The organism is Verrucosispora sp. WMMD573 (genome assembly GCF_027497175.1).
In the GTDB taxonomy this organism is placed as follows: Bacteria; Actinomycetota; Actinomycetes; order Mycobacteriales; family Micromonosporaceae; genus Micromonospora.
This window is the reverse complement of the sequence record NZ_CP114901.1, coordinates 3567358-3594090: the sequence shown is the minus strand read 5'-3', so window position 1 is coordinate 3594090 and position 26733 is coordinate 3567358. Positions and strand designations below refer to the sequence as shown.

Genomic DNA, 26733 nt, shown 5'->3' with positions numbered 1-26733 from the left:
GGCGGGCGGCGCGGGGGTGGCATGCTGCCGAGGGTGAGCACCGAGACCGCCGACCGGTGGCGGCAGCCTGCCGAGACCAGCGACGAGTGGCGACGGGTGGAGACCACCGACGAGTGGCGACGGGCGGGGCCGACGCCGGAGCAACGACGGCTGGACCTGTACGCCGGTCTGGCCGCGACGGCCCTCGCCCTGCTCAGCCTGACGTTGGCCCGCAGCACCGGGGCATTCCTGCTGGGGCCACCGCCGTCCGGTGTCGAACAGCTCTTCTGGACCGTCGCGGTGCCGCTGCCGTTGATCTGGCGACGTCGCTTCCCCGCCGCCGCCACGCTGGCCGTGTCGGCCGCGTTCATCGGTTCGCAGGTGCGGGCCGTCCCCGAGTGGCAGCTCTCCTCCTGGGCGCTGTTCATCGCCATCTACACGCTGGGCGCTTGGGGCCGGAACCGTCGATTGTCCCGCCGACTACGGATCGGCGTGATCATCGCGATGTTCACCTGGATGGGGATCGCCTTGTCGATCAACTATCGGACGCTGACCGCAGAGTCCTTCGCCGATGCGGTCGGCCCGGTGCCGCCGGTGCTCGCCGCGATCGTCACCGGCATCCTGGTCAACGCGCTGTACTTCGGGTTCGCGTACTTCTTCGGCGAGACCGCCTGGGTGGCCGCTCGTCGCGAGCACCAGGTGGCCGAGCAGGCGGAACGGCTGCGCCGGTCACAGGCCGAGGTACGCGAGCACGCGGTGGTCGGCGAGCGGGTACGCATCGCCCGTGAGCTGCACGACGTGGTCGCCCACCACGTGTCGGTCATGGGGGTGCAGGCGGCGGCCTGCCGCCGGGTCTTCGACAAGGATCCGCCGAAGGCCCGTGCCGCTCTCGCCGCCATCGAGGAGACCGCCCGTCGAGCGGTCGACGAGTTGCGCCGGATGCTCGGCGTGCTGCGGGCCCGCGACGGTGACGCGGAAGACGCCCGGCAGCCGGCTGGAATCGACCGGATTGCCACGCTGGTGGACCGGGCCGGCGAGGCCGGGCTGCGCGCCACCCTGGGGGTGTACGGCGATCCGCAGCCATTGCCGGAATCGGTCTCCCAGGCCGCGTTCCGGGTGGTGCAGGAAGCGGTGACGAACGTGTTGAAGCACGCCACCGGGGCGAGTCTGCTCGATGTCCGGATCCGCTATCTGTCGCAGGAGATGGAGGTCGAGGTCAGCGACGACGGCCGGGCCAGCCACTCGATGAACGCCGACGGGCTGGGACTGATCGGGATGCGGGAACGGGTCGCGACCCACGGCGGAGAGTTGGAGGTGGGTCCGCGAACCGGAGGTGGTTGGCGGGTGCGGGTCCGCTTCCCGCTGCCGACAGGGAGTTCGACATGAAACCCATCCGGGTACTCCTCGCCGACGACCACCACCTGGTGCGTACGGGCTTCCGGGTGATCCTGGAGATCGAGGACGACATCGAGGTGGTTGGCGAGGCCGCAGACGGGGAGCGGGCCGTCGGTATGACCCGGGCGCTGCGTCCGGACGTGGTGTTGATGGACGTGGAGATGCCCGGGGTGGACGGGTTGGAGGCCACCCGGCGGATCAGCGCCGACGACGAGCCGGGCGGGCCGGCCGTGCTGATGCTGACCACGTTCGACCGCGACGACTATCTCTTCGCCGCGCTGCGCGCCGGGGCCAGCGGCTTCCTGCTCAAGAACGGCACACCGGAGGCCCTGGTCGACGCCATCCGGGTGGTGGCCCGCGGCGACGGCCTGCTCGCGCCGGAACTGACCCGGCGGGTGATCGCCACCTTCGCCCGCCCGGGCAGCCAACCCGGTGATGAGGTGGCATCGGCGGCGGCGTTGGACAGCCTGACACCCCGGGAACGGGAGGTCCTGGTGCTCCTCGCCGGAGGTGCCAGCAACGCCGAGATCGCCGCCGGCCTGCACCTGGGCGAGGCGACGGTGAAGTCTCACGTCAGCCGGGTGTTGGCCAAGCTGGGTCTGCGCGACCGGGTGCAGGCGGTGGTCTTCGCCTACGAACACGGGGTGGTCCGGCCCGGCGGGTGAGCGACCTCCGCCGTGAGACGGAGTCGTGATCTCCGACGACGGGCGGACGGCAGCCGGCCACCGACCACCTACCGTTACGCCATGACCAGCGTGCTCCGTCTCGACGGCGTCGACCGCAGCTTCGGCGACCGTCAGGTACTCAAGGACGTCTCATTCGACGTTGTCGCCGGCCGGATGACCGGTTTCGTCGGCGGCAACGGCGCCGGCAAGACCACCACCATGCGGATCATCCTCGGGGTGCTCGCGGCCGACGCCGGCCAGGTGACATGGCGGGGCGAACCGCTGAGCCGGGACGCGCGGCGACGCTTCGGGTACATGCCGGAGGAACGCGGCCTGTACCCGAAGATGAGCGTCCGGGAGCAGGTCACCTACCTGGGGCAGCTGCACGGGCTGACCGCCGAGGCCGCCCGCCGGGCCACCGACAGGCTGTTGGAGCGGGTGGGGCTCGCCGAACGGGGCGACGACCTGCTGGAGACGCTGTCCCTGGGCAACCAGCAGCGGGCGCAGATCGCCGCCGCGCTGGTACACGATCCCGAGGTGCTGGTGCTCGACGAACCCTTCTCCGGCCTCGACCCGCTGGCCGTGGACACGGTCGTCGGCGTCCTGCGGGAGCGGGCCGCCGCCGGTGCCCCGGTGCTCTTCTCCAGCCACCAACTGGACGTGGTCGAACGACTCTGCGACGACCTGGTGATCATCGCGGACGGCTCGATCCGCGCCGCCGGCAGCCGAGAGCAGCTGCGCTCGGCGTACACCACGCCCCGGTTCGAGCTGGTGGTGGAGACCGACGCCGGCTGGTTGCGCGACCACCCTGGGGTGAGCCTGGTGGACCTCGACGGTGCGCGCGCCGTGTTCGACCTGGCCGCCGGCGCCGACGAACAGCCGGTGCTGCGCGCCGCACTGGAGCGCGGCCCGGTCCGCGCGTTCCGCCCGGTCACCCCCTCCCTCGCCGAGATCTTCCGAGAGGTCGCCAAGTGAACGTCATGCAGGCCACCCGCCTCGTCGCCGCCCGGGAGATCCGGGTCAAGCTACGCGACCGTACCTTCCTGATCAGCACCGCCGTCTTCCTGCTGATCGCGGCGGCGGCGACGATCCTGCCACCGCTGCTGTCCGGCGGGCCGTCCACCGTGGCGGTGACCGAGGCGGCGGCCGGCCCGTTGCGGGAGGCGGGGCTGGAGGTGCTCGCCGTACCCGACGACGCCGCCGCCGAGCAGGCGGTCCGCGACGGCGACGCGGACGCCGCGGTGGTCGCCGGCCCGGCCGTGCTCGCCATGGACGACGCCCCCAGCGACGTGGTCTCCGCGCTGAGCACCGAACCTCCGGTCCGCCTGCTGAACCCGGACGCGGTGGACCCGGTGGTGGCCTTCCTGGTGCCGTTCGCCTTCGCCTTCATCTTCTTCATCACCTCGCAGACCTTCGGGGTGCAGATCGCGCAGAGCATCATCGAGGAGAAGCAGACCCGGATCGTGGAAATCCTCGTCGCCGCGGTGCCGGTCCGCGCCCTGCTGGCCGGAAAGATGCTCGCCGGTACGATCCTGGCGCTCGGACAGATCGCCCTGGTGGCCGTGGTCGCGGTGGCCGGCATGGCGTTCGGCGACAACGGTGGGCTGCTGTCGCTGCTCGGGCCGGCGATCGGCTGGTTCGTGCCGTTCTTCCTGCTCGGCTTCGTGCTGATCGCGTCGATGTGGGCGGCGGCCGGCGCGCTGGTCAACCGGCTGGAGGACATCGGTGGTGTGTCGATGCCGGTACAGCTCGCGGTGATGCTGCCGTTCTTCGCGGTGATCTTCCTCAACGACAACGTCACCGCCATGCGGGTGCTGTCCTACCTGCCGTTCTCCGCGCCGACGGCAATGCCGGTGCGGTTGTTCACCGGCGACGCCGCCGGGTGGGAACTGGTCGTCTCGCTGGTCCTGCTCCTGGTCGCGGCGGCCGGGTTCCTGCTCGCCGGAGCCCGCGTCTACGAGGGCTCGCTGCTTCGCACCAACGGCCGCACCTCGATCCGCACCGCCTGGCGCGAACGCGAAACCCTGGGCTGAGCGCCGCTGCCCCCGCGCGGCGCTCAGACAGCAGTTTCCCCGAACTTGCCGCCTCAGCGCCGCGCGATGCAGCAGTTTCCCCGAACTTGCTGCCTGAGCGGCGCGCGAATGCCGCAGTTTCCCTGCAGGTGTTTGGCGGAGCGCCCCTCCACCGGCCGCTGGGCGAACATCTCCACATCCGTGACGACATCCGGCCGGCGTCCGCCGCCCACCAGAGGTCCAACTCGTGGTCGACGTGCGACATGGCCCTGCTGCCGGCCGGCAGGGAGAACAACAGGTTCGGCAGCAGCGAGGCGGCGGTCAGGTAGCCCATCTCGGCGGGTCCGGCGCCGAAAGCGAGCACCGCCAGCAGCGGCACGGCGAGCATGGTGATCTGGTCGCCGAAGAGCGACACGGTCTGCGCGGACCAGTAACGTCGGAAGGCTGCCTGCCGCAGCAGCCGTGGGACGCGCGGCCGGCGCGGCGGCGCCGAGTCGGCCAGGGCGAGAGATTCGGTCACGATTCGTCCCCGCTCGCCGTCTCCTGCGGAGGTACGGCGCCGCGTGGTAGCGCCATCTGGACGAACGTCACCGGGCGGGCGCCGGGCGGGCGCTTCGCCGGGTCGGCGATCCGTTCGTCGTACCCGGCCAGCAGCGCGTCGATCTGTTCCGTGACCTCGCGCAGCTCAGCGGCGGTGACGTGCAGCAACGCGTCGCCGAAGCCGGCGGCGGCCCGCCACTCGGCGGGCTCGTCGGCGCGGATGGCGAGGTAGTCCTGCGCCCGTTGCAGGTAGATGCCGACCATCACGCTGTTGATCTGGTCCGTGGCCTCCCGCATGGCCGGATCGTCGGAGTCGTCGTCCCAGGAGGTGTACTGCGTGGTGGCCCGCCAGGGCCGTTCCCGGGCGTCCGCCCCGGGGACCCGCTCGGCGAACCCATACTTGGCGAGTTGCCGCAGGTGGAATGAGCAGTTCGGCACGTTGTCGTCGAGCCGAGCCGCCGCTTGGGTCGCGGTCATCGGCCCTTCGCCACGCAGCAGCCCGATCAGACGCATCCGCAGCGGGTGGGCGTACGCCCGCAGGGCACGCGGGTCTCTAGCAACTGCATGGCGGTCCGACCGTCAGTTCCAAGGACGAAGAAGGCACCGACCGACGGCCGGCGCCTTCTTCGTCAACTATGGTTCAGCCGACGGCGGCCATGATCTCGTCGCTGACATCGAAGTTGGCGTAGACGTTCTGCACGTCGTCGCAGTCCTCCAGGACGTCGATCAGCTTGAAGACCTTGCGCGCGCCCTCCTCGTCCAGCGGCACGTTGACGCTGGGGATCAGGGAGGACTCGGCCGACTCGTACTCGATGCCGGCGTCCTGCAACGCGGTTCGCACGGCGAGCAGGTCACCCGGCTCGGAGATCACCTCGAACGCCTCGTCGAGGTCGTTGACCTCCTCGGCGCCCGCGTCGAGGACGGCCAGCATCACGTCGTCCTCGCTGGTGCCGGCCTTGGGCACGATCACCACGCCCTTGCGGGAGAACATGTACGACACCGACCCGGCGTCGGCGAACGAGCCGCCGTTGCGGGTCAGCGCGGTGCGTACCTCGGTGGCGGCGCGGTTGCGGTTGTCGGTCAGGCACTCGATCAGCAGCGCGACACCGTTCGGGCCGTACCCCTCGTACATGATCGTCTGGTAGTCGGCGCCGCCGGCCTCCAGGCCGGAGCCGCGCTTGACGGCCCGGTCGATGTTGTCGTTGGGGACCGAGTTCTTCTTGGCCTTCTGGATCGCGTCGTAGAGCGTCGGGTTGCCGGCCGGATCTCCGCCACCGGTACGCGCCGCGACCTCCACGTTCTTGATCAGCTTGGCGAACATCTTGCCGCGCTTGGCGTCGATGACCGCCTTCTTGTGCTTGGTCGTCGCCCACTTTGAGTGGCCGGACATCTGTTACCTCCGTTGCTACCCGCCGTCTGCATCGACCGCACCGAGCGCCCCGCTCCGCACCGGCGCACACGGTGGTGCCGGTCAGCTCTGGTGGAAGCAGTGGCGGCCAGATGGCCCTGCCGAATCTCGACAATCCTACCGACGTGCGGCGGGTGGTCGTCACCCGCCGCACGTCAGCCGTCGGTCCGCTCTCCCCCGGGCGGCACAAAGCGGACGAAGTCACTCCCCCATGCCGTACGACCCCAGCACGGTGAACTCGGTCGTGCTGCGCTGCTCGCAGCGTTCCTCAAGCCGCGCCCGGAAGCGGCCGAACGACTCCAGCGACGGCAGTGGTCCGGGCAGGTCCGGGCCCATGACGACGTCGACGAAACTGAGCCCGTCTTCGAGCCGCAGAGTCAGATAGCGGAACCCGGGCGCATGCAGCCGGGCCAGGTCCCGGTGCACCACGTCGAGCAGGGCCAGATGCTCGTCGAGACAGTCCGGGCGGACCCGATACGTGATCAGAAGCGTTTCCATGGTCAGCTCACCGGCCGACAGCCGGGACCACGTCCCGACCGGCAGTCCGGACCGCAGCGAGGAGTTCGGTGAACATGGCCGTGATCATCGCCGCCCTGTCTTCGCCGGGCGCGATCCGACCTTCGGCGGTCGGATCGGACCGATCCTGACCGGACCAGTCGAAGTCCGTGAACAATCCCAGCTCGACATGGCTCGGTAGGACGGCCATGCCCACCTCGGCGAGAATCGGCCGCAGGTGCTCGGCCGCCCGCCCGCCACCGCGTGCGCCGTAGGTCAGCACACCGGCCGGCTTGCCGCGCCACTCGGCGTTCAGAAAGTCGATGGCGTTCTTGAGCACTGCCGGGACCGAGCTGTTGTACTCCGGGGTGACGAAGACGAACGCGTCGTAGGCCGCCACCACCGTCGACCAGCGGCGAGTGTGCTCGTGACGGTAGTCGCCGAACCTCGCCGGGACCGGTTCGTCGAGTATCGGCAGTCGCTGCTCGGCGAGATCCACCAGTTCGACGGTCACCTCACCTGCTCGCGCCGCCGGATGCTCGGCCGTCCTCTCGGCCACCCATCCCGCCACCGCCGGGCCACGTCGCTGCGGGCGACTGCTGCCGACGATCAGGCCCACCTTGATCAGTCCGGGCTGTCCTGTTCTGTTCATGAGCCGATCCCACCGCCGTCAGGAGCAGGCGGGGAGACCGGCGGAAGGGTAGCCCTGGCGGGGACATGCTCCCGGGCCACGGGCGCGGCAGACTGGACGCGTGATGGACGGCGAGTTGGGCGCGTTCCTCCGCAGCCGCCGCGAGGCCCTGCGGCCCGAGCAGGTGGGGCTGCCCACCAACGGCAGACGACGTACGCCGGGCCTGCGGCGTGCGGAGTTGGCCACGTTGGCCCAGGTAAGCGTGGAGTACCTGACCCGGCTCGAACAGGGTCGGGACACCCGCCCGTCGCCGGGCATCCTCGCCGCGCTGGCCGAGGCGCTGCGCCTCGACGACGCCGACCGGCGGCACCTTCAGCAACTCGCGTCGGTCGACCACCGTCGGCAACTGTGCGCGGGTGGGCGGCCGACCGTGTCGCGTACCGTCCGCCCACAGGTCCGGACGCTGCTGGACGCGCTGAGGGACCGGCCGGCGTACCTCATCAACCGGATCGGCGACGTGCTGGCCTGGAACGAGCCGTTCGACCGGTTGGCCCGGCCGCTGGGGCTGCTCGATGACGAGCGCCCCAACCTCGTATGGTTCGTTTTCGCCGACGAACGCGCCCCGGAGCATTTCCCCGACTGGGCCGATCTCGCCGACCAGCAGGTCGCCGACCTGCACCGCTTGCGTGGGGGCGACCCCGCCGCCGACGCCTTCGCCGAACGGCTCGACCGGACGGTCGGGGAGCCGTTCCGGTCCCGGTGGCAGCGCCGGCCGGTCGCCGTGCAGCCGAGCGGGGTGCGCTGGCTGCGGCATCCGGAGGTGGGGCCGCTGCGGCTGTCGTACGAGACGCTGGACCTCGCCGACGACCAGCAGCGGCTGGTGGTGCAGCAGCCCACCGACGCGGCCAGCGCCGCCGCGCTGGACCGCCTCCTGGGCCGCCGCCCCGGTGGCCTCCGCTCGGTAGCCGGCTGACGCCCAGTCCTGTCGGCGACGCGGCCGCCCCACCGACAGGGCAAGATCCGCGCAGTTTCGGGGATGTTGCTGCCTCCAAGGGCTTGGAGGCAGCAACATCCCCGAAACTGCTGGCGCACGCCACGCGGGCGGCGCGGGCACGGCGCGGCGCAGGCACGGCGCGGCGCGGGCACGGCGCGGCACGGGCACAGCGCGGCACGGGCACAGCGCGGCACGGGCGCGGCGCGAGACGGCGCGGGGGGCGGAGCAGGATCAGCGGGCGGCGTGGACCAGGTCGACGAAGTAGGCGTGCAGGCGGGGATCGCCGGTGAGTTCCGGGTGGAACGAGGTGGCCAGCAGGTTGTGCTGGCGTACGGCGACGATCCGGCCGGCGGCCGGTCCGTCGGACACCGTGCCGAGCACCTCCACGCCATCGCCGACCCGCTCGACCCAGGGCGCGCGGATGAAGACCGCGTGCAACGGCCCGCCCGGGACTCCGGTGATCTCCACCGGCGCTTCGAAGGAGTCGACCTGCCGGCCGAAGGCGTTGCGGCGGACGGTCATCGCGATGCCGTCGAAGCCGCGCTGGTCCGGCCGGCCGTCGAGAACCTCGCTGGCCAACATGATCATCCCGGCGCAGGAGCCGTAGACCGGCATGCCGGCGGCGATCCGCTTGTCGATCGGGTCGCGCAGCTCGAAGATGTCGACCAGCTTGCTGATCGTGGTGGACTCCCCGCCCGGGATGACCAGTCCGTCGACCGCGTCCAGTTCCGCCGCTCGGCGTACCGGACGGGCCTGCGCGCCCGCCGCGGTCAGCGCCGTGACGTGCTCGCGGACGTCGCCCTGAAGGGCGAGCACACCGATCACGGGTGCCGTCACGTCACCAGCCGCGTTCGGCGAGGCGGTGCGGCTGCGGGATGTCGTCGACGTTGATGCCGACCATCGCCTCGCCGAGGCCCCGGGAAACCTTGGCCAGCACGTCCGGGTCGTCGTGGAAGGTGGTCGCCTTCACGATGGCGGCGGCCCGCTGGGCCGGGTTGCCGGACTTGAAGATGCCGGAGCCGACGAAGACCCCCTCGGCGCCGAGCTGCATCATCATCGCCGCGTCGGCCGGGGTGGCGATACCACCGGCGGTGAAGAGCACCACCGGCAGCTTGCCGGTCTCGGCGATCTCCTTGACCAGCTCGTACGGTGCCTGCAACTCCTTCGCCGCGACGAACAGCTCGTCGGCCGGCAGGGACGTCAGGCGGCGGATCTCCTGGCGGATCTTCCGCATGTGGGTGGTGGCGTTGGAGACGTCACCGGTGCCGGCCTCGCCCTTGGAGCGGATCATGGCGGCGCCCTCGGTGATCCGACGCAGCGCCTCGCCCAGGTTCGTCGCGCCGCAGACGAACGGCACGGTGAACGCCCACTTGTCGATGTGGTTGGCGTAGTCGGCCGGGGTGAGCACCTCGGACTCGTCGACGTAGTCGACCCCGAGGGACTGGAGGATCTGCGCCTCGACGAAGTGGCCGATGCGGGCCTTGGCCATCACCGGGATGGAGACCGCGTTGATGATGCCGTCGATCATGTCGGGGTCGCTCATCCGGGACACCCCGCCCTGGGCGCGGATGTCCGCGGGTACCCGTTCGAGGGCCATCACCGCGACCGCGCCGGCGTCCTCGGCGATCTTGGCCTGCTCGGGGGTGACCACATCCATGATCACACCACCCTTGAGCATCTCGGCCATGCCGCGCTTCACACGGGCGGTGCCGACGACCGGGGTGGCGGTGTTCGGGGAAGTCGTCTCGGACACGTCGTCGCTCCTCAGGCGCCTCGGGAGGTGGCAGCGCAGATGCTACGCCCGGGCCAACGCCACTCCGACAGCCAATCAGCCCCGTGGTGGCCTGCTCTGTGTCCGCCGTCACCCCGGAGCAACCGGCGGCTCGGCCGAGCGGTTCAGCGGCTGGGCACGTCGGCGGCGGGCAGGGTGAGGGTCGGGTCGTCGATGTCGAAGTAGCGCGGCCAGGTGTGCCGGCGTCCCATCCGCAACAGCCGCACCAGCGGCCGGCTGCGCGCCGCACGGGCGTCCCGGACCAGGTCGGTGTGCACCTGGCGGGCCAGGGCGAGCCGTCGGCTGGCGGCGATGACCGCCTCACAGTCGGCGTCGGTGGGATCGAGCTGCACCGACCGCAGCTGCCGGGTCAGGTCGTTCTCGGCCGCCTCCCGCTCCTCCGGCTGGGCGTCGAGGGCGATGCGCGCCGCCGCGTACAACTCGACGCCGTAGCGGCGCTCGGCCAGCACCGCCGCGGCGGCGGCCCGGCGCAGCAGGTGGGCGTCGAGGGCGCGGGCGGCGAGCTGGGCGCGGTCCTGGAGCCGCTCGACCCGGCCGGCGGTCCAGATCAGGTATACCGCGACCAGGGCGACGACCACCGTCGCGCCCACCACCCACCACATGCCCGGCATCGTAGTGCTGCTCCCGTTCCTCCCGATCAGGTCAACCCCACCCACTCCTGGTCGATCACCCGCCCGTCGGTGGCCTCGATCGCCGCTGCGTATACCTCCAGAACCCGGCGGGCAACCACGGGCCAGTCGAAATTCGCCACCACCTGATCACCGCAGGCGGTCAACTCGGCCCGCTGAGCCGGGTCGTCAAGCAACTGCGAAAGCGTCGCACGCAGGGTCGCCGCGTCGCCGGTCGGGAACAGCCGGCCGGCCCGGCCGCCGTCGAGCACCCGGCGGAAGGCGTCCAGGTCGCTGGCGACGACGGTGGTGCCGGCCGCGAGCGCCTCGGTGAGGATCATGCCGAACGACTCGCCGCCGGTGTTCGGCGCGACGTAGAGGTGCACGCTGCGCAGCATCCGCGCCTTCTCCTCCTCGGAGACCAGGCCGAGGAAGGTGACCCGGTCCCGCAGGTCCGACGGAAAGCGGGCGAACAGGTCGTCCGGGTCACCGGGGCCGGCGACCAGCAGGCGCAGGCCGGGACGCTGCCGGGCCAGCTCGACGAAGGCGTCGCGCAGGATCGGGAACCCCTTGCGGGACTCGGTGAAGCGGCCGAGGAAGCCGAGCGTGCCGCCGGTGCCCGGCGCGCACTCACCCGGCCAGCCGGGCAGCGGCTCGACCCCGGCGAACTTGACCACCGCCACCCCGTTGGGAATCTCCACCGCCCCGCCGTCCAGGTGCTCGACCTGCACCTTGCGGGCCAGGGCGCTGACCGCGATCCGCGCGGTGATCCGCTCCAGGACGATCTGGAGCACGCCCTGGGCGGCGGCGAGCATCCGGGAGCGGGTCATCGCGGTGTGGAAGGTGGCCACCACCGGCCCCCGGGCGGAGAGCACGGCGAGCATGGACAGGCTCAGCGCGAGCGGCTCGTGCACGTGCAGCACGTCGAAGTCGCCCCGGGTGATCCAGCGGCGTACCCGGGCGGTGGAGACCGGACCGAACGCGATCCGGGCCACCGAGCCGTTGTACGGCAGCGGCACCGACCTGCCGGCCGACACCACGTACGGCGGCAGCGCCGAATCCTCGTCCGCCGGGGCGAGGACGCTCACCTCGTGCCCGAGCCCGATCAGCGCCTCCGCCAGGTCCATGACATGGTTCTGCACCCCGCCGGGTACGTCGAAGGAGTACGGGCAGACGATGCCGATCCGCATTGCGCCCGTCCCCTCAGTCCAGCCACATCCGTTGCAGCATGTGCCAGTCTTCCGGATGCCGGGCGATGCCCGCCGCGAGACCGTCGGCGATCAGCTGGGTCAGCGACCGGACCCGCACGTCGAGGGTGCCCGCCTCGGGCCCCGGCACCGCCAGCGGGCCCACCAGCGAGGCGCACGCCGCATCCGGTTCGTACCACATCGAGGCCACGTACAGCGGCGCGCCGGTGCGCAGCGCGAGCAGCGCCGGGCCGGCCGGCATCCGGGTCCGGCCGCCAAAGAAGTTGACCTCCACGCCACGGGTGGAGAGGTCGCGGTCGGCCAGCAGGGGTACCACCGCCCCGGCGGCCAGCCGGTCGGTGAGCACGTCGATCGCCGGCCGGGCGCCGCCGTTGGTGGGCAGGATCTCCATGCCCAGGCCCTGCCGGAAGGCGACGAAGCGCTCGAAGACACCCTCCGGCTTCAGCCGCTCGGCGACGGTGGACAGCGGCCAGCCGTTGGCGGCCACCCAGGCGCCGGCCGTGTCCCAGTTCCCGGCGTGTGGCAGCGCCACCACCGCGCCGCGCCCGGCGGCCACGTCCGCGGCGAGCACGTCGGCGCGGTCCAGTCGGAACCCGGCGAGGAGCTGCTCGCGGCTCAGCGCGGGCAGCCGGAACGCCTCCATCCAGTAGCGGGCGTACGAGCGCAGGCCCCGGCGGGCCAGGTCGTCGAGCTCGGCCTCGGGCAGTTCCGGACCGACCACACGGCGGAGGTTGGCGCGTAGCCGGGTGGCGCCCGGCCCACGGCGGCGGTGGGCGCTGTCGGCCACGGCGTCGAATGCGGCGGCGGCGACCGGCCGGGGCAGCACGCGGACCAGCCGCCAGGCGGCGGCGAATCCCAACTCGGTGAGGTTCACCGGATGCTCCGCCCGGCTGTGCCGCTCACCCGTGGCCGCCCGGCACGTCGACCTGCTGGGCCTGCCGGTACACGTGTCGCATCCGCTGACCGACGGTGAACAGGGACACCGCCGCGAGCAGCCAGAGCGCGATCGGCAGCGCCACCGTCAGGCCGAACCCGGCGAGCAGGCCGCCGACACCGACGATCAGCAGTCGCTCCGTACGCTCGGCGATGCCCACGTTGCAGGTCATCCCGAGCCCTTCGGCGCGGGCCTTGACGTACGACACGAGGCCGCCCGCGGCCAGGCAGATCAACGCGGCGGCCACGCCCGCCTGGTTGCCCTCGGTGGCCAGGTAGAAGGCGACCGCGCCGAACACCGCGCTGTCGGCCACCCGGTCCATGCTGGAGTCGAGGAACGCGCCGAACCGGGTCGACCCGCCGCTCATCCGGGCCATCGTCCCGTCGAGCAGGTCGGTGAGCGCGAAGACCGTCACGATCAGCGCACCGGCGACCAGATGGCCGCGGGCACCGAAGCCGAGCGCGCCGACGAGCACGCCCAGGGTGCCCGCGACGGTGACCGCGTTGGGAGTTACGCCCGCGCGCAGCAGGCTACGGGCGATCGGCTCGACGACGCGGGTCATCCCCGCGCGGGCCGACACTTGGAAGATCTTCGCCATGGCGGTCCCACGATAACGGTCGGCGTTCGACCGGCGACACCGCCCGTCTGACCAGCCACGCTCAGCTGGCGCGGCGGCCCGGTCGGAGAGGGTTGTGTCGGGTCGTCATCGGGTGTGAGATCGAGCCAGAAGGGTGACCCAGCTCACCCCGCCGCCTGTTGACTGCCCGGTTCCCAGCGAATCACCGGAGGATATCGCCGCAGCACCCCGCCCGGGCCGCATCCCCGTCGCGTGCGGCGGTCGCCACCCACCACCACCGGCTGAGGGAGGTGCGCCCGATGGCGCAGAGGAGTCAGGACAAGGGGGCCGCCGGCGTACCGGCGGTGACCGATCCCGCCAGGATCCGCAACGTGGTGCTCGTCGGGCACTCCGGGGCGGGCAAGACGACGCTCGTCGAAGCGCTGCTCGCGGCTACCGGAACGATCGCCCGGGCCGGCTCGGTCACCGACGGCACCACCGTCTGCGATCACGATCCGGCCGCCGTACGCCAGCAGCGTTCGGTCGCGCTGGCCTGCGCGCCGCTGGAACACGACGGGATCAAGGTCAACCTGCTGGACACGCCGGGCTATGCCGACTTCGTCGGTGAGCTGCGCGCCGGGCTGCGGGCCGCCGACGCCGCGCTGTTCGTGGTCTCCGCCGTCGACGGGATGGACGCGGCCACCGCGGCGCTGTGGGAGGAGTGCGCGGCGGTGGACATGCCCCGGGCGGTCGCGGTGGCCCGGCTGGACCATCCCCGCGCCGACTTCGACGAGGCGGTGGCGTTGTGCCAGCGGGTCTTCGGCGACAACGTGCTCCCGCTCTACCTGCCGATGCTCGGTGACGACGGCGAATCCACGGTCGGCCTGCTGGGGTTGATCACGCGGCGGGTCTTCGACTACACGGGCGGGCTGCCGGCGCAGGTGCGCGAGCCCGACCCGGAGCACCTGCCGGCCATCGTCGAGTCCCGCAACGAGCTGATCGAGGGGATCATCGCGGAGAGCGAGGACGAGACCCTGATGGACCGGTACCTCGAAGGTGAGGAGATCGACGCCGGCATCCTGGTGGAGGACTTGGAGAAGGCCGTCGCGCGGGGCCACTTCTATCCGGTGGTACCGGTCTGCGCGGCGACCGGGGTCGGCCTGGACGCGTTGCTGGAGGTGCTCACCGCCGGTTTTCCCGCCCCGCCGGAGCACGCACTGCCCGCGGTCACCGGGGTGGACGGCTCCCCACGGCCGCCGCTGGCCTGCGACCCGGACGGCCCGCTGGTGGCCGAGGTGGTGCGGACCACCATCGACCGGCATGTCGGGCGGGTCTGCGTGGTCCGGGTCTTCTCCGGCACGCTGCGCCCCGAGCAGACCGTGCACGTGTCCGGGCACGGTCTGGCCGAGCGCGGGCACCCCGACCACGATGCCGACGAACGGATCGCCCATCTCTACAGCCCGCTCGGCGCCGCCCTGCGGGAGGTCGGCGTGGCGGTGGCCGGTGACATCTGCGCGATCACCAAGTCCGGCAGCGCGGAGACCGGCGACACCATCTCCGCCAAGGAGAGCCCGCTGCTGATCGCGCCGTGGGAGATGCCGGAGCCGTTGCTGCCGGTGGCGATCGTGGCGAAGTCCCGGTCCGACGAGGACGCCCTGGCCCGTAACCTCGGCCGGCTGGTGGCCGGCGACCCGACGATGCGGCTGGAGCGCAACCCGGAGACCCACCAACTGGTGCTGTGGTGCATGGGCGAGGCGCATGCCGACGTGGTCCTCGACCGGCTGCGCGCGGGCGGGGTGGAGCTGGACACCGAGCCGGTGCGGGTGGCGCTGCGGGAGACGCTGACCGTGCCGGCCCGGGGGCACGGCCGGCACGTCAAGCAGTCCGGCGGCCATGGTCAGTACGCCGTCTGCGACATCGAGGTGGAGCCGCTGCCGCGCGGTGGCGGCTTCGAGTTCGTCGACCGGGTGGTCGGCGGCGCGGTGCCGCACAACTACATCCCCTCGGTGGAGAAGGGGGTACGCGCCCAGCTGGAACGCGGCCTGGTCGCCGGCCACCCGGTGATGGATCTGCGGGTCACCCTGGTCGACGGCAAGGCGCACAGCGTGGACTCCTCCGACGCGGCGTTCCAGACCGCCGGGGCGCTGGCCCTGCGCGACGCCGCCGACCGGGGGCAGCCGGCGCTGCTGGAGCCGGTCGACGAGGTGACGGTACGGGTGCCCGACGTCAACGTGGGCGCGGTGATGGGCGACCTGTCCGGGCGGCGCGGCCGGGTGCTCGGCACCGAACCGGACCCGGCGTCGGAGGGCCGCACCCTGGTACGCGCCGAGGTGCCCGCCACGGAACTACTGCGTTACGCCGTGGAGCTGCGGGCGATGACCTCGGGCGCCGGCACCTTCCGACGTCACTTCGTCCGCTACGACGCGATGCCCGCCCACCTGGCCGACCAGCTGCGCAAGGAGCACGGCTGACCCGGACGGTGTCCGGTCGAGCCCGAGGCGGCCCCTGGTCAGGGGCGGGCGGTGGGCAGCATAGGGCTGGGCCAGTAGGGGCGATCCGCCTCCCGTAGCGCGGCGGACCGCACGGCGGCGAGTCGCCGTTCCACCTCGGCGAAGTGGTCGGGGGCGAGCGGGCCGAGAGCGAGCGCGGCGGCGTTCTCCTCGACCTGGGCGACGGTGCGGCAGCCGGGAATCGGGACGGCCCGATCGCTGCGCGCCCAGATCCAGCCCAGTGCCCCCTGGGCCAGGGTGCGTCCGTCGGCGGTCAACGCCGCCCGGACCGAGTGCACCCGGCGCAGCCACTCCGGCGCCGGCCGCCCGCCCCGGAACCACTCCAGCCAACCCGAGGTCATCCCCCGCACGTCGTCGCGGGGCAGCACCGACTCGGGGCGGTACTTGCCGGTGAGCAGGCCCATGCCGAGCGGACCACGGTTGACGCTGGCCAGGTCGTACTTCTCGCAGACGGCGAGCAGGTCGGGTGCGTCACGCAACACCGACAGGCTGTGCTGCACGGCGGCGGCGTGCGGGGCATCGTGCCCGAAGGCCGCCGCCCGGTCGGCCCGGTCGGTGCTCCAGCCGTACGCGCGGACCAGGCCATCGGCCACCAGCTCCTCCAACGCGCCGATCAGCTCGTGCGCCTGGGGCACCGGCAGGTCGGCCAGGTGCAGCTGGTAGAGGTCGATCCGGTCGGTCCCGAGGCGCCGCAGCGACTCCCGCACCGCCCGCCGCAGGTGTGCCGGTGAGGCGTCGGGACCGATGGCCTGCCGGGTCCGCTCGTCGAACGTGTATCCCCACTTGGTGGCGATAACCGCCGTGTCACGGCGTCCGGCCAGGGCCCGCCCGAGGACCCGTTCGCCGTGTCCCGCGCCGTAGCTGTCGGCGGTGTCGAAGAGGGTCACCCCGAGGTCGAGGGCGCGGCGGACCGCCCGCACGGACTCCTCGTCGTCGACGGCGCCCCAGCCCAGCGGCATACGCCCCTCGGCCCACGGGCCGGCGATCGCCCAGCAGCCCATACCCAGGGCGCTGACCTCGATGCCGCTGCGGCCCAGCGTCCGCGTCGACTCCACCACCGGCGCATCGTGCCATTTTCCGGACAGACGTTGACGAAGTTCCAGCACGATCATCCGTACGGGTCCCGGTGTGCGCGCGGATCACCCGACTGGCGGCGAATCCGCGGTGATCCCGTCCGCGCCGCGACGCGGGACTGCGGGAGCGACGTCAGGGCGGGGTGGGTGCCTGGGGTCAGGAGGGCCAGGCGCGGGCGAGCAGGTCGCGGGTGTCGCCCAGCAGCTGCGGCAGGACCTTGGTACGCCCGATCACCGGCATGAAGTTGGCGTCACCACCCCACCGCGGTACCACGTGCTGGTGCAGGTGGGCGGCGATGCCGGCGCCGGCCACCCCACCCTGGTTCATGCCCAGGTTGAAACCGTGGGCACTGCTCACCTTGCGGATCACCCGCATCGCGGTCTGGGTGTACGAGGCCAACTCGGCGGTCTCCGGCCCGTCCAGGTCGGTGTAGTCGGCCACGTGCCGGTACGGGCAGACCAGCAGGTGCCCCGGGTTGTACGGGTACAGGTTGAGCACCACGAATACGTGGCCCCCGCGCGCCACGACCAGGCTCTCCTCCGGCGGCCGGGCCGGAGCCAGGCAGAACGGGCACCCGGAGGGTCGCTCGTAGCCACCCTCGGGTCGGTCCTCGCCGGAGATGTACGTCATCCGGTGGGGCGTCCAGAGCCGGTCCAGCCCGTCGGCCATGTCCCTGTCGGTGTGCTCCTCCGCCCCAGTCACACCGGCGATCCTACGGCCCTGCCCGACCGTCACATCTCGGCGGAGGGGCCGGTGTTGGTCCGGGAGGTGACCACGTCGAGGACGTGGGTGACCGCCTCGGCCAGCGGAACCCCGTTGCGCTGGGACCCGTCCCGGTAGCGGAACGAGACGGTGCCGGCGGCCACGTCGTCGTCGCCGGCGATCACCATGAAGGGGATCTTCTGCTGCTGCGCGGTGCGGATCTTCTTCTGCATCCGCTCGTCACCGGCGTCGACCTGGGCGCGGATGCCCTCGGCACGCAACGCGGCGACGAAGCCGTGCAGGTGGTCGGCGTGGTCGGCGCGGATCGGGATACCGACCACCTGCACCGGGGCCAGCCAGGCCGGGAACGCCCCCGCGTAGTGCTCGGTGAGCACGCCGAAGAACCGTTCGATCGAACCGAAGAGCGCTCGGTGGATCATGACGGGCCGCTGCCGGGTGCCGTCGGCGGCCTGGTACTCCAGGCCGAACCGCTCCGGCTGGTTGAAGTCGACCTGGATGGTGGACATCTGCCAGGTCCGGCCGATGGCGTCCTTGGCCTGCACGGAGATCTTGGGGCCGTAGAAGGCGGCGCCGCCCGGATCCGGCACCAGGTCCAGGCCGGAGGTCTCGGCGGCGGTGCGCAGTGCCTCGGTGGCCTCGGCCCAGTCGTGGTCCGAGCCGATGAACTTCGGCGAGTCGTCGCGGGTGGACAGCTCCAGGTAGAAGTCGTCCAGGCCGTAGTCGCGCAGCAGGTCCAGCACGAACGACAGCAGGGTGGTCAGCTCGCCGGGCATCTGCTCCCGGGTGCAGTAGATGTGCGAGTCGTCCTGGGTCAGGCCCCGCACCCGGGTCAGGCCGTGCACCACACCCGACTTCTCGTACCGGTAGACGGTGCCGAACTCGAACAGCCGCAGCGGCAGTTCGCGGTAGGACCGTCCGCGCGAACGGAAGATCAGGTTGTGCATCGGGCAGTTCATCGCCTTGAGGTAGTACTCCGCTCCCTCCAACTGCATGGGCGGGAACATCGTGTCGGCGTAGTACGGCAGGTGGCCCGAGGTCTCGAAGAGCTGCGCCTTGGTGATGTGCGGACTGTTGACGAACTCGTACCCGGCCTCCTCGTGCCGCCGACGCGAGTAGTCCTCCAGTTCCCGGCGGATGATGCCGCCCTTGGGGTGGAAGACCGCGAGGCCCGAACCGATCTCGTCGGGGAAGCTGAACAGGTCCAGGTCCGCGCCGAGCTTGCGGTGGTCGCGCCGGGCGGCCTCCTCCAGCAGCTTCAGGTACGCCTTCAGCCCGTCGCGGGTCGGCCAGGCGGTGCCGTACACCCGCTGCAACTGCGGGTTCTTCTCCGACCCACGCCAGTACGCGGCGGCCGAACGCATCAGCTTGAACGCCCCGATCAGCCGGGTGTTGGGCAGGTGCGGCCCCCGGCACAGGTCCGACCAGCAGACCTTGTCCTCGTCGGCGGCGAGGTTGTCGTAGATGGTCAGCTCGCCCCCACCGACCTCCATCACCTCGGAGGAGTCCAGCCCTTCGCCCTTGACGTCGATCAGCTCCAGCTTGAAGGGCTCGGCCGCCAGCTCGGTCTTCGCCTCGTCCAGGCTGTCGAAGCGGCGACGTCGGAACCGCTGCCCCGACTTGATGATCTCCTGCATCCGCTTTTCGAGCTTGGCCAGGTCATCGGGCTGGAACGGCTTGTCCACCGCGAAGTCGTAGTAGAAGCCGTTGTCGATCGGCGGGCCGATGCCGAGCTTCGCCTGGGGGTAGATGTCCTGCACGGCCTGGGCCAGCACATGGGCCGTGGAGTGGCGCAGCACGTTCAGCCCGTCCGGGGAGTCGAGCGCGACCGGCTCGACGGCCGTCTCCTCGGCCGGTCGCCAGTCCAGGTCGCGCAGCACGCCGTGCGGGTCGCGGACCACCACGATCGCCCGGGGGCCGTTGGTGGGCAGCCCGGCCGCGGCCACCGCGTCGGCCGCCGTGGTCCCGGCGGCGACGACGACGGGGTCGGCCACGGCGGGGGTACGGGGTGCGGACACGGATGACTCCTCGCAGCAGACGTGACGGATGGTGCCGATGCCGGCGCACTGATGCTATCGGGCGCCCCGGGCGTCGCCGTCGTCGACACCGACAGCACACGATTGCCGCGACCGTTGAACCTTTCCGGCCCGGGATCCGAACTACCAGGTGTGGCCGGAGCCGGTTCCGGCCACGTGGACACGGATGGGAACCCAGATGGCGATGACGCACGGCGGCAGCCGTCGACGCCGGGGCGTGCTGGTGGCCGCCCTGGCCACGGCCGTGGTGCTGCTCTGGCCCGCCACGGCGTGGGCCGACGGGGTGACGTTCACCCCGGCCGAGGCTCAGCAGGGCAACGCGGTGAAGCTCGAATTCGTGGTGCCCGACGAACGGCCCGGCGTCCGGACCGAACGGGTCGAGATCAAGATCCCTGAGAATCCGCCGATCGCCGAGGTGTACCCGCTGTCGGTCGAGGGCTGGGCTCCGACGATCACCACCCGGAAGCTGGACCGGCCGGTGTCCGGCCTGCACGGCCCGGCCACCGACGTGGTGACCGCCTCGCTGATCTGGTCGCGGGCGAAGGGCCAGGCGGGCGAGGGTCCGGCTCGGCTGGTGTTCTCGATGGCCCCGCTGCCGCAGACCGAACGGCTGGCCTTCGAGCTGGTGCAGACGTACGCCGACGGCCTCCAGGTGCACTGGGGCAGCGGCCCCGGCCAACGGCCGTTGGCGGCGCTGACGTTGCTGCCGGGTGACCCGGCCTACCCGGGCGCCCACGCTGGGCACGGTGCGGCCCCCGGCGGCGCGGCGCCTGCCGAGGCTCCGCCGGCCACCGCCGGTTCCGACGGTGGCCCGAACGCCAACAGCCTGCTCGCCGCCGGGCTGGTCGCCGGCCTCGGCGGCGGCGCGGTGGTGGGTTGGCTGATCAGCCGCCGACGTCGCGCGACGACCGAGGAGATCGACCGCTCGGTGCTCGACGAGGAGCGGCCCGGCGAGCAGCCGGCAGCCAGCGCCGAGGCGGACGACTCCGGTGCGGCCGGGACACCCACGGGTGCCGGTGCCGAGGTGGTCGAGGCGGGCGCCCGGCGGTGAGCGACGGGCACGGCGGGGCGGGTGAACGTCATGGTCGCACCAGCTTGGCGGGTACCCGGGTGGGCCGCAATGACGCGGCGCTTGCCGCTCCGAGTACCGTGCTTGGGTGGCCACCGTCCTCCTGGTCGAAGACGATCATGTCGTACGCGGCGCGATGCTCCGTTCCCTCACCGACCGGGGCCACGCCGTACACGCGGTGGGCACCGCCCTGGACGCGCTGCGTCGGGTCGCCGCCGAGACACCGGACCTGGTGGTGCTCGACCTCGGCCTGCCGGATCTGGACGGCTCGGACGCGTTGCGGATGCTCCGGGGGATCACCGACGTGCCGATCATCATCGCCACCGCCCGCGACGACGAGCAGTCCGTGGTCAAGCTGCTTCGGGCCGGCGCGGACGACTACATGATCAAACCGTTCACCGGCGCCCACCTGGACGCCCGGATCACCACCGTGTTGCGCCGCGCGGGCCGGGCCAGCCGCTCCGCCCAGCCGGCGGTGCACAGCGTCGGTGGGCTGAAGGTGGACGTCGGTGAGCGCAGCGCTCACCTCGACGGTGCGGCGCTGGCGCTGACCCGCAAGGAATTCGACCTGTTGGCGTATCTCGCCGCCCGCCCTGGCCGGGTAGTGTCCCGGCGGGAGCTCTTGGAGGAGGTATGGCGGCAGCCATCGGTCGGCGAGGATCAGACCATCGACGTTCACCTGTACTGGCTACGGCGCAAAATGGGCGAGTCCGCGGCGAAGCCGCGCTACCTGCGCACCGTGCGGGGGGTGGGCTTCCGGCTGGTGGCGCCGGACTGAGAAGGGCGCTGGCCCTGTTGACGGCCGGTGTGGGCACGTTGCTGGCGCTGGCCTTCCTGGTACCGCTCGGGCTGACCCTGGGTGGGCAGGCGCGCGAGGAAGCGATCGCCGACGCGGCCCGGCGCAGCGCGCTGGTGACCGGGGCCCTGGCGATCAGCACCGATACGCAGGTCGTCTCGCGGGCGATCGAGGCCAGCGGCGGCGACCCGGCCACCCGCCCGGTCGTCCACGGGCTGGACGTGGACTCCTCCACCGGACGGGCCGACGCGGCGCACCTGGCGCAGGCCCGGGAGCAGGGCCGTTCGCTGGTCGTCGACGTCGACGGCGGAGTGCTGCGGCTGGATCCGGTGGTGCTGGGTGAGCGGACCGCCGTGGTGGAGGTCTTCGTCCCGGACGCCGCGCTCGACGCCGGTGGCGGCCGGTGGTTGCTGCTGGCCGGGGTGGCCGTCGCGCTGGTGGGTGCCGCGATGCTGGTGGTGGACCGGCTCGCCGCCCGGGCGGCCGACGCGAGCCGGGCCCTGGTCAAGGCGGCGCTCGCCATCGGCGACGGCGACCTGGGGGTACGCGTCGAGCCGCACGGCCCCCGCGAGCTGGTCCAGGCCGGCCACGCGTTCAACCGGATGGCCGAACGGTTGGTGGCGGCGCGCACCGAGGAGCGGGAACTGGTGGCGGACCTGTCCCACCGGCTGCGCACCCCGCTGACCGTGCTGCGGCTGGACGCCGAGGCGCTGGAGTCCGACGACACGAGTGTCGGCTCGTTCAGTCAGGCCGAGCTGGACTACCGCCGCGGCATCCGACGGATCCGGCAGGCGATCGTCACCCTGGAGGGTGAGATCGACGTACTGATCAAGACCACCCGTAAGGCCGTGGCGACCGAAGCCGCGCCCCCGGCGATGTGCGACGTGAGCGAGGTGGTCCGGGACCGGATGGTGTTCTGGGCCGCCCTCGCCGGTGACCAGAATCGTCCGCACCGGGTCTCCGGCGCCCAGTTGCGGATTCCCGCGCCGGTGCCCCGGGCCGAGCTGGCCGCCGCCCTGGACGCCGTGATCGGCAACGTGTTCCGCTACACCCCGCAGGGCACCGCGTTCGAGGTGGCGGTGTCGCGCCGCGACGGGTACGTGGCCATCCGGATCGACGACGCCGGCCCCGGTATCGCCAACCCGGACCGGGCCCTGCGACGCGGCGCCAGCGACCAGGGCTCCACCGGGTTGGGGCTGGACATCGCCAAGCGGGTGGCCTTGCAGGCCAACGGCTCGGTCAGCATCGACCGGGCCCACCTGGGCGGGGCGAGCGTGGTGATGCTGCTGTCCGACCCGGAGGCGGCGCCGCGCCAGGTCAGCCGGTTCGGCCTGGTGGGCCGGATGGCTCGGGAGGGCCGGGAACAGAACGCCCGTGGCCGCCGCTGGCCCCGGCAGCGCCCGACGGACGGCTGAGGCCGGGCGGTCCGGAACGCGGCCGGTCGCTTCGGGTTGTGCGACGGCACAAGTCTTTCTTAGATCCGAATTAACCCCGTTCCGGCCCGACCGGTCCGGCTGACAGGATCGCTGCGAACCCAGCAGTTCCATCGGCCTATCGCTCCCAGCGCATTCGGCCGGTGGAGCCGTGCGCGCGGCGGGAGAAACGGTCCCCCCACACCTCCTCCCGCCGCGCGCCACCTGGCCGGGTGACCCGAGGGCGACGGCGTCAGCCGCGCCGGTCGGCGAGGTAGGTGTCGATCTCCGCGAGGATCCGCTGCTTGCCGGTCTCGTCGAGGAACGACGCGGTCACCGCGCCACGGGCCAGTGCGGCCACCCCGTCCGGGCCTATGTCGAGCAGCCGGGCCGCGACCGCGTACTCGTCGTCGAGGGTGGTGCCGAACATCGGTGGGTCGTCGGAGTTGATGGTCACCAGCACTCCCGCGTCGACCAGCCGACGCAGCGGGTGCTCGTCGATGTCGGCCACGGCCCGGGTACGCACGTTCGACGTCGGGCAGACCTCCAGCGCGATCTGCCGCTCGGCCAGGTACGCGAGCAGTCCCGGATCCTGCGCGGCGGAGATGCCGTGGCCGATCCGTTCGGCGCCCAGCTCGTGCAGCGCGTCCCAGATCGTCTGCGGGCCGGTGGTCTCCCCGGCGTGCGGCACCGACCGCAGCCCGGCCGCGCGGGCCCGGTCGAAGTAGGGTTTGAACTGTGGCCTCGGCACGCCGATCTCCGGGCCGCCGAGGCCGAAGCTGATCAGCCCGTCGGGGCGCTCGTCGAGCGCGATCCGCAGGGTCTCCTCGGCGGCCGGCAGGCCCGCCTCACCGGGAATGTCGAAGCACCACCGCAGCTCGATGCCGAAGTCGGCGGCGGCCCGCTTGCGGGCGTCCTCGATCGCCTCGCAAAAGGCCGGCGCCGCGATGCCGCGCCGCACGTGGGAGTAGGGCGTCACGGTCAGCTCCGCGTAGCGGACCTGCTGGCGGGCCAGCTCCCGGGCCACCTCGTGGGTGAGGATCCAGACGTCGTCCGGGTCCCGGATCAGGTCCACCACGCTGAGGTACAACTCGACGAAGTGGGCGAAGTCGCGGAAGACGAAGTAGTCGGCCAGCAGCTGCGGGTCCGCCGGGACGGGGCTGCGTCCCTCGTGCCGGGCGGCCAACTCGGCCACGATGCGGGGCGAGGCGGAGCCGACGTGGTGCACGTGCAGCTCCACCTTGGGCAGTCCGGCGATGAAGGTACGCAGATCGGTCACGAGTTCTCCTGGGCGGTACCGGTACGGGCGACGAGGAAGATCCGTCGGAACGGGAAGTACACCTGGCCGTGCCGCACCGGGTACGCCTCGGCGAGGCGTACCGCCAGCGCGGCCCGGAAGGCGGACCAGCCGGCGACGTCCAGCGCCGCCCGGACCGGGCGCAGGGCGGTGCCCTCCAGCCAGGTCAGCACGGGGTGGTCCAGGTCGGGACCGGCCGCCAGCAGGTGCACGTAGGTAGTCTCCCAGGCGTCGACGGTGCAGCCGGCGGCGACCAGCGCCCCGGCGTAGTCGACCGGGTCGGCGACCGGCGTCTCCCGCAGCAGCGGGGTCAACGCCGCCCGCCACGGTGGGCGATTGGCGACCTCGCGCAGCGCCCGGTGCGAGGGCGCGTCGAAGTTTCCCGGCACCTGCGCCGCCAGCCAGGCGCCGGCCGGCAGCTCGTTGGCCCACCGGACGAGCAGGTTCCGGTGGCCGGGGACCCACTGGAGCACCGCGTTGCTGACCACCACGTCGGTGTCCGGTCCGGGGCGCCAGTCGCGGACGTCAGCCACCTGGAAGCCGACCGGGACGTCGAGCGCGGTGGCCCGCGCGATCATCTCCGGCGAGGAGTCCAGGCCGACGACCCGGCTGCCCGGCCAGCGGGCGGTGAGCACCGCGGTGAGGTGGCCGGGGCCGCAGCCGAGGTCGACCACCTGCCGGGGGCGGTCGGCGCCCACCCGGGCCAACAGGTCGTGGAAGGGTCGGGCTCGTTCGTCGCCGTAGCGCAGGTACGCCGTCGGATCCCACATGGCCGCCCCACCTCACAAACCGTACGTCCGTCTTTTTTACCGTACGGCCCGCTCCCCGCGGGGGCAAGCCGGGTCACTAGGCTCACCGTATGGAGCAACGCACGTTCCCCCGAATGGATCGCCAGGTCGGCGTGGTCGGGCTCGGCGCCTGGCAGCTCGGCGCCGACTGGGGCACGGTGACCGAGGACGACGCCATGGCGGTGCTGACCGCCGCGGTCGACGCCGGGGTCACCTTCCTGGACACCGCCGACGTCTACGGCGACGGGCGCAGTGAACAGCTGATCGGACGCTTCCTGGCGGCACGGTCCGACGCCGGGCTGACCGTGGCGACCAAGATGGGCCGGCGGGTGGCGCAGACACCCGAGGCGTACACCCTGGACAACTTCCGCCGGTGGACCGACCGGTCCCGGACCAACCTCGGCGTGGACACGTTGGACCTGGTGCAGCTGCACTGCCCACCGACGGCCGTCTTCGCCGCCGACGAGGTCTTCGACGCGCTCGACACCCTGGTGGCCGAGAAGCGGATCGCCGCGTACGGCGTCAGCGTGGAGACCTGCGACGAGGCGCTCACCGCGATCGCCCGGCCCGGGGTGGCCAGCGTGCAGATCATCCTCAACGCGCTGCGCCACAAGCCGCTCGAACGCGTGCTGCCGGCCGCCTCGGCCGCCGGGGTCGGCATCATCGCCCGTGTCCCGCTGGCCAGTGGCCTGCTCTCCGGCCGGTACGACGAGCACACCACCTTCGCCGCCGACGACCACCGCAACTACAACCGGCACGGCGAGGCGTTCGATGTCGGCGAGACGTTCTCCGGGGTGGACTTCACCACCGGCCTGGCCGCCGTGCGACGGATCGCGCCGCTGGTGGGCGAGGCGCGCACGATGGCCCAGTTCGCGCTGCGCTGGGTGCTCGACCAGCCGGGTGTCACCGTGGTCATCCCCGGCGCCCGCGACGCCACGCAGGCCCGCGGCAACGCCGCCGTGGCCGGCCAGCCGGCACTGTCCACCGAGGAACTGGCCGAGGTGGCGGCGGTCTACGACGACCTGATCCGCCCCGAGGTGCACCACAGATGGTGAGCGGCGCGCCCGGCGGCGGCCCGTCCGGTTTGCCCGGCGGCGGACAGTCAGGGGGCGGGCCACAGCGGAGGGAGAGCACGATGAACGGCTGGCTCCGACTCACGCTCGGCCTGCTGGCCGTGGTCGTCGGTGCGGTGTGGACGGTGCAGGGCCTCGGTTACGTCGAGGGCAGCGTGATGACCGGTCAGCGGATCTGGGCGGTACTCGGTCCGTTGCTGATCCTGGTCGGGTTGGCCCTGCTCTGGCTGGGCGTACGCGTCCGCAACCGTCGCTGAGACCAGCGCACCAATGAGATGCGGAAAGCCCCGCGTCCGGTCGGGACGCGGGGCTTCGCACTGATTCGGGGACTGCCTCGCCACTGGCCGGCGGTCGCCGACCGGTGCCTCAGAGGGGGCGGACCTGCTCGGCCTGCGGACCCTTCTGGCCCTGGGCGATTTCGAACTCCACCCGCTGGTTCTCCTCCAGCGTGCGGTAGCCGCTGGTCTGGATGGCCGAGAAGTGGACGAACACGTCAGCCCCCCCGCCGTCGACGGTGATGAAGCCGAAGCCCTTGTCAGCGTTGAACCACTTCACGGTTCCCTGCGCCATGTGTATCTCCTTCTAAAACTGGCGGCCGAGCACACCGTGCGGCCGGTTGGCCGTTTTCGAGCAGCGGTGTCTGAGGCGGCCCCCAATGAAGGAGACTTCTCTCAACCCACGCCATCTCTCAACAGCGTGGAACAGCTTAACCACGTACGCAAAAACTTCGCACAGCCGAAC

At 72.1% G+C, this 26733-nt stretch carries 27 protein-coding genes and 1 pseudogene; 11 read left to right on the top strand and 17 right to left on the bottom strand.

What is annotated here, in order from left to right:
- Nucleotides 1-96 precede the first annotated feature (96 nt).
- The 4 genes from O7601_RS16500 to O7601_RS16485 all read left to right on the top strand — a co-directional run bounded on the left by O7601_RS16500 (nucleotide 97) and on the right by O7601_RS16485 (nucleotide 4072).
- Complete coding sequence (locus O7601_RS16500; protein WP_281566949.1) at nucleotides 97-1365, top strand: sensor histidine kinase; 1269 nt, start codon at nucleotides 97-99, stop codon at nucleotides 1363-1365.
- Nucleotides 1362-2039: a response regulator transcription factor gene (locus O7601_RS16495; RefSeq protein ID WP_281562016.1), complete on the top strand. Its 678-nt coding sequence runs from the start codon at nucleotides 1362-1364 to the stop codon at nucleotides 2037-2039. The genes O7601_RS16500 and O7601_RS16495 overlap by 4 nt, the downstream gene beginning before the upstream one ends.
- An 81-nt stretch (nucleotides 2040-2120) precedes the next feature.
- Nucleotides 2121-3014 (top strand): ATP-binding cassette domain-containing protein, encoded by an 894-nt coding sequence (locus O7601_RS16490; RefSeq protein WP_281562015.1) that lies wholly within the window; start codon nucleotides 2121-2123, stop codon nucleotides 3012-3014.
- A complete protein-coding gene (locus O7601_RS16485; RefSeq protein ID WP_281562014.1) occupies nucleotides 3011-4072 on the top strand; it encodes an ABC transporter permease in 1062 nt (353 codons plus the stop codon). The genes O7601_RS16490 and O7601_RS16485 overlap by 4 nt, the downstream gene beginning before the upstream one ends.
- 250 nt (nucleotides 4073-4322) lie before the next feature.
- Here O7601_RS16485 and O7601_RS16480 read toward each other — a convergent pair.
- The 5 genes and pseudogenes from O7601_RS16480 to O7601_RS16460 all read right to left on the bottom strand — a co-directional run.
- A pseudogene (locus O7601_RS16480) lies at nucleotides 4323-4571 on the bottom strand (MFS transporter); the annotation flags it as partial.
- A complete protein-coding gene (locus O7601_RS16475; protein ID WP_281562013.1) occupies nucleotides 4568-5104 on the bottom strand; it encodes a helix-turn-helix domain-containing protein in 537 nt (178 codons plus the stop codon). The gene O7601_RS16475 and the pseudogene O7601_RS16480, both read right to left, overlap by 4 nt.
- Nucleotides 5105-5231: 127 nt before the next feature.
- Nucleotides 5232-5981: a YebC/PmpR family DNA-binding transcriptional regulator gene (locus tag O7601_RS16470; protein WP_281562012.1), complete on the bottom strand. Its 750-nt coding sequence runs from the start codon at nucleotides 5979-5981 to the stop codon at nucleotides 5232-5234.
- A 219-nt stretch (nucleotides 5982-6200) separates the two neighbouring features.
- Nucleotides 6201-6497: a hypothetical protein gene (locus O7601_RS16465; protein ID WP_281562011.1), complete on the bottom strand. Its 297-nt coding sequence runs from the start codon at nucleotides 6495-6497 to the stop codon at nucleotides 6201-6203.
- A gap of 7 nt (nucleotides 6498-6504) precedes the next feature.
- Entirely contained in the window at nucleotides 6505-7146 is a 642-nt protein-coding gene (locus tag O7601_RS16460; RefSeq protein WP_281562010.1) for an NAD(P)H-dependent oxidoreductase, read from the bottom strand.
- A gap of 103 nt (nucleotides 7147-7249) precedes the next feature.
- Here O7601_RS16460 and O7601_RS16455 point away from each other — a divergent pair, with 103 nt between their 5' ends.
- Complete coding sequence (locus O7601_RS16455) at nucleotides 7250-8098, top strand: helix-turn-helix transcriptional regulator (protein ID WP_281566948.1); 849 nt, start codon at nucleotides 7250-7252, stop codon at nucleotides 8096-8098.
- A gap of 252 nt (nucleotides 8099-8350) precedes the next feature.
- Here O7601_RS16455 and pdxT read toward each other — a convergent pair whose 3' ends face one another.
- The 6 genes from pdxT to pgsA form a co-directional block, all read right to left on the bottom strand.
- Complete coding sequence (gene pdxT, locus O7601_RS16450) at nucleotides 8351-8956, bottom strand: pyridoxal 5'-phosphate synthase glutaminase subunit PdxT (RefSeq protein ID WP_281562009.1); 606 nt, start codon at nucleotides 8954-8956, stop codon at nucleotides 8351-8353.
- A 1-nt stretch (nucleotide 8957) separates the two neighbouring features.
- Entirely contained in the window at nucleotides 8958-9872 is a 915-nt protein-coding gene (pdxS, locus tag O7601_RS16445; RefSeq protein ID WP_093404522.1) for a pyridoxal 5'-phosphate synthase lyase subunit PdxS, read from the bottom strand.
- A 143-nt stretch (nucleotides 9873-10015) separates the two neighbouring features.
- Nucleotides 10016-10513: a hypothetical protein gene (locus O7601_RS16440; RefSeq protein ID WP_281562008.1), complete on the bottom strand. Its 498-nt coding sequence runs from the start codon at nucleotides 10511-10513 to the stop codon at nucleotides 10016-10018.
- A 35-nt stretch (nucleotides 10514-10548) separates the two neighbouring features.
- Complete coding sequence (locus tag O7601_RS16435; RefSeq protein ID WP_281562007.1) at nucleotides 10549-11709, bottom strand: glycosyltransferase family 4 protein; 1161 nt, start codon at nucleotides 11707-11709, stop codon at nucleotides 10549-10551.
- 13 nt (nucleotides 11710-11722) lie between these two features.
- On the bottom strand, nucleotides 11723-12601 hold the full coding sequence (locus O7601_RS16430) for a phosphatidylinositol mannoside acyltransferase (RefSeq protein ID WP_281562006.1): 879 nt from the start codon (nucleotides 12599-12601) through the stop codon (nucleotides 11723-11725).
- A 25-nt stretch (nucleotides 12602-12626) separates the two neighbouring features.
- Nucleotides 12627-13259 carry a phosphatidylinositol phosphate synthase gene (gene pgsA, locus O7601_RS16425; protein ID WP_281562005.1) on the bottom strand — a complete coding sequence of 211 codons (633 nt, stop codon included), beginning with the start codon at nucleotides 13257-13259 and terminating at the stop codon, nucleotides 12627-12629.
- 278 nt (nucleotides 13260-13537) lie between these two features.
- On the opposite strand from pgsA, the gene O7601_RS16420 reads away from it, so the two are divergent.
- On the top strand, nucleotides 13538-15688 hold the full coding sequence (locus O7601_RS16420; protein WP_281562004.1) for an elongation factor G-like protein EF-G2: 2151 nt from the start codon (nucleotides 13538-13540) through the stop codon (nucleotides 15686-15688).
- 38 nt (nucleotides 15689-15726) lie between these two features.
- Here the strand turns inward: O7601_RS16420 and O7601_RS16415 are convergent, their stop codons facing one another.
- From O7601_RS16415 to thrS, 3 genes are all read right to left on the bottom strand, one after another.
- Nucleotides 15727-16785 (bottom strand): aldo/keto reductase, encoded by a 1059-nt coding sequence (locus O7601_RS16415; RefSeq protein ID WP_281562003.1) that lies wholly within the window; start codon nucleotides 16783-16785, stop codon nucleotides 15727-15729.
- A 172-nt stretch (nucleotides 16786-16957) separates the two neighbouring features.
- On the bottom strand, nucleotides 16958-17470 hold the full coding sequence (locus O7601_RS16410; RefSeq protein ID WP_281566947.1) for an HIT domain-containing protein: 513 nt from the start codon (nucleotides 17468-17470) through the stop codon (nucleotides 16958-16960).
- 62 nt (nucleotides 17471-17532) lie between these two features.
- A complete protein-coding gene (thrS, locus tag O7601_RS16405; protein ID WP_281562002.1) occupies nucleotides 17533-19539 on the bottom strand; it encodes a threonine--tRNA ligase in 2007 nt (668 codons plus the stop codon).
- Between the two features lie 196 nt (nucleotides 19540-19735).
- Here thrS and O7601_RS16400 point away from each other — a divergent pair, with 196 nt between their 5' ends.
- From O7601_RS16400 to O7601_RS16390, 3 genes are all read left to right on the top strand, one after another.
- Entirely contained in the window at nucleotides 19736-20608 is an 873-nt protein-coding gene (locus tag O7601_RS16400) for a DUF1775 domain-containing protein (protein WP_281562001.1), read from the top strand.
- Nucleotides 20609-20714: 106 nt separating this feature from the next.
- Nucleotides 20715-21404 carry a response regulator transcription factor gene (locus O7601_RS16395; RefSeq protein WP_093404550.1) on the top strand — a complete coding sequence of 230 codons (690 nt, stop codon included), beginning with the start codon at nucleotides 20715-20717 and terminating at the stop codon, nucleotides 21402-21404.
- A gap of 17 nt (nucleotides 21405-21421) precedes the next feature.
- Nucleotides 21422-22837, top strand: a complete 1416-nt coding sequence (locus tag O7601_RS16390) for a HAMP domain-containing sensor histidine kinase (RefSeq protein WP_281562000.1) — start codon at nucleotides 21422-21424, stop codon at nucleotides 22835-22837.
- Between the two features lie 250 nt (nucleotides 22838-23087).
- On the opposite strand, the gene O7601_RS16385 is transcribed toward O7601_RS16390, so the two are convergent.
- Nucleotides 23088-24113 (bottom strand): adenosine deaminase, encoded by a 1026-nt coding sequence (locus tag O7601_RS16385; protein WP_281561999.1) that lies wholly within the window; start codon nucleotides 24111-24113, stop codon nucleotides 23088-23090.
- Nucleotides 24110-24901: a trans-aconitate 2-methyltransferase gene (locus O7601_RS16380; protein ID WP_281561998.1), complete on the bottom strand. Its 792-nt coding sequence runs from the start codon at nucleotides 24899-24901 to the stop codon at nucleotides 24110-24112. Before O7601_RS16380 ends, O7601_RS16385 begins: the two co-directional genes overlap by 4 nt.
- Nucleotides 24902-24990: 89 nt before the next feature.
- Here O7601_RS16380 and O7601_RS16375 point away from each other — a divergent pair, with 89 nt between their 5' ends.
- Nucleotides 24991-25974 carry an aldo/keto reductase gene (locus O7601_RS16375; protein WP_281561997.1) on the top strand — a complete coding sequence of 328 codons (984 nt, stop codon included), beginning with the start codon at nucleotides 24991-24993 and terminating at the stop codon, nucleotides 25972-25974.
- Between the two features lie 80 nt (nucleotides 25975-26054).
- Nucleotides 26055-26249 carry a hypothetical protein gene (locus tag O7601_RS16370; protein ID WP_281561996.1) on the top strand — a complete coding sequence of 65 codons (195 nt, stop codon included), beginning with the start codon at nucleotides 26055-26057 and terminating at the stop codon, nucleotides 26247-26249.
- A gap of 109 nt (nucleotides 26250-26358) precedes the next feature.
- On the opposite strand, the gene O7601_RS16365 is transcribed toward O7601_RS16370, so the two are convergent.
- Nucleotides 26359-26562 carry a cold-shock protein gene (locus O7601_RS16365; protein WP_011905669.1) on the bottom strand — a complete coding sequence of 68 codons (204 nt, stop codon included), beginning with the start codon at nucleotides 26560-26562 and terminating at the stop codon, nucleotides 26359-26361.
- Nucleotides 26563-26733: the final 171 nt, after the last annotated feature.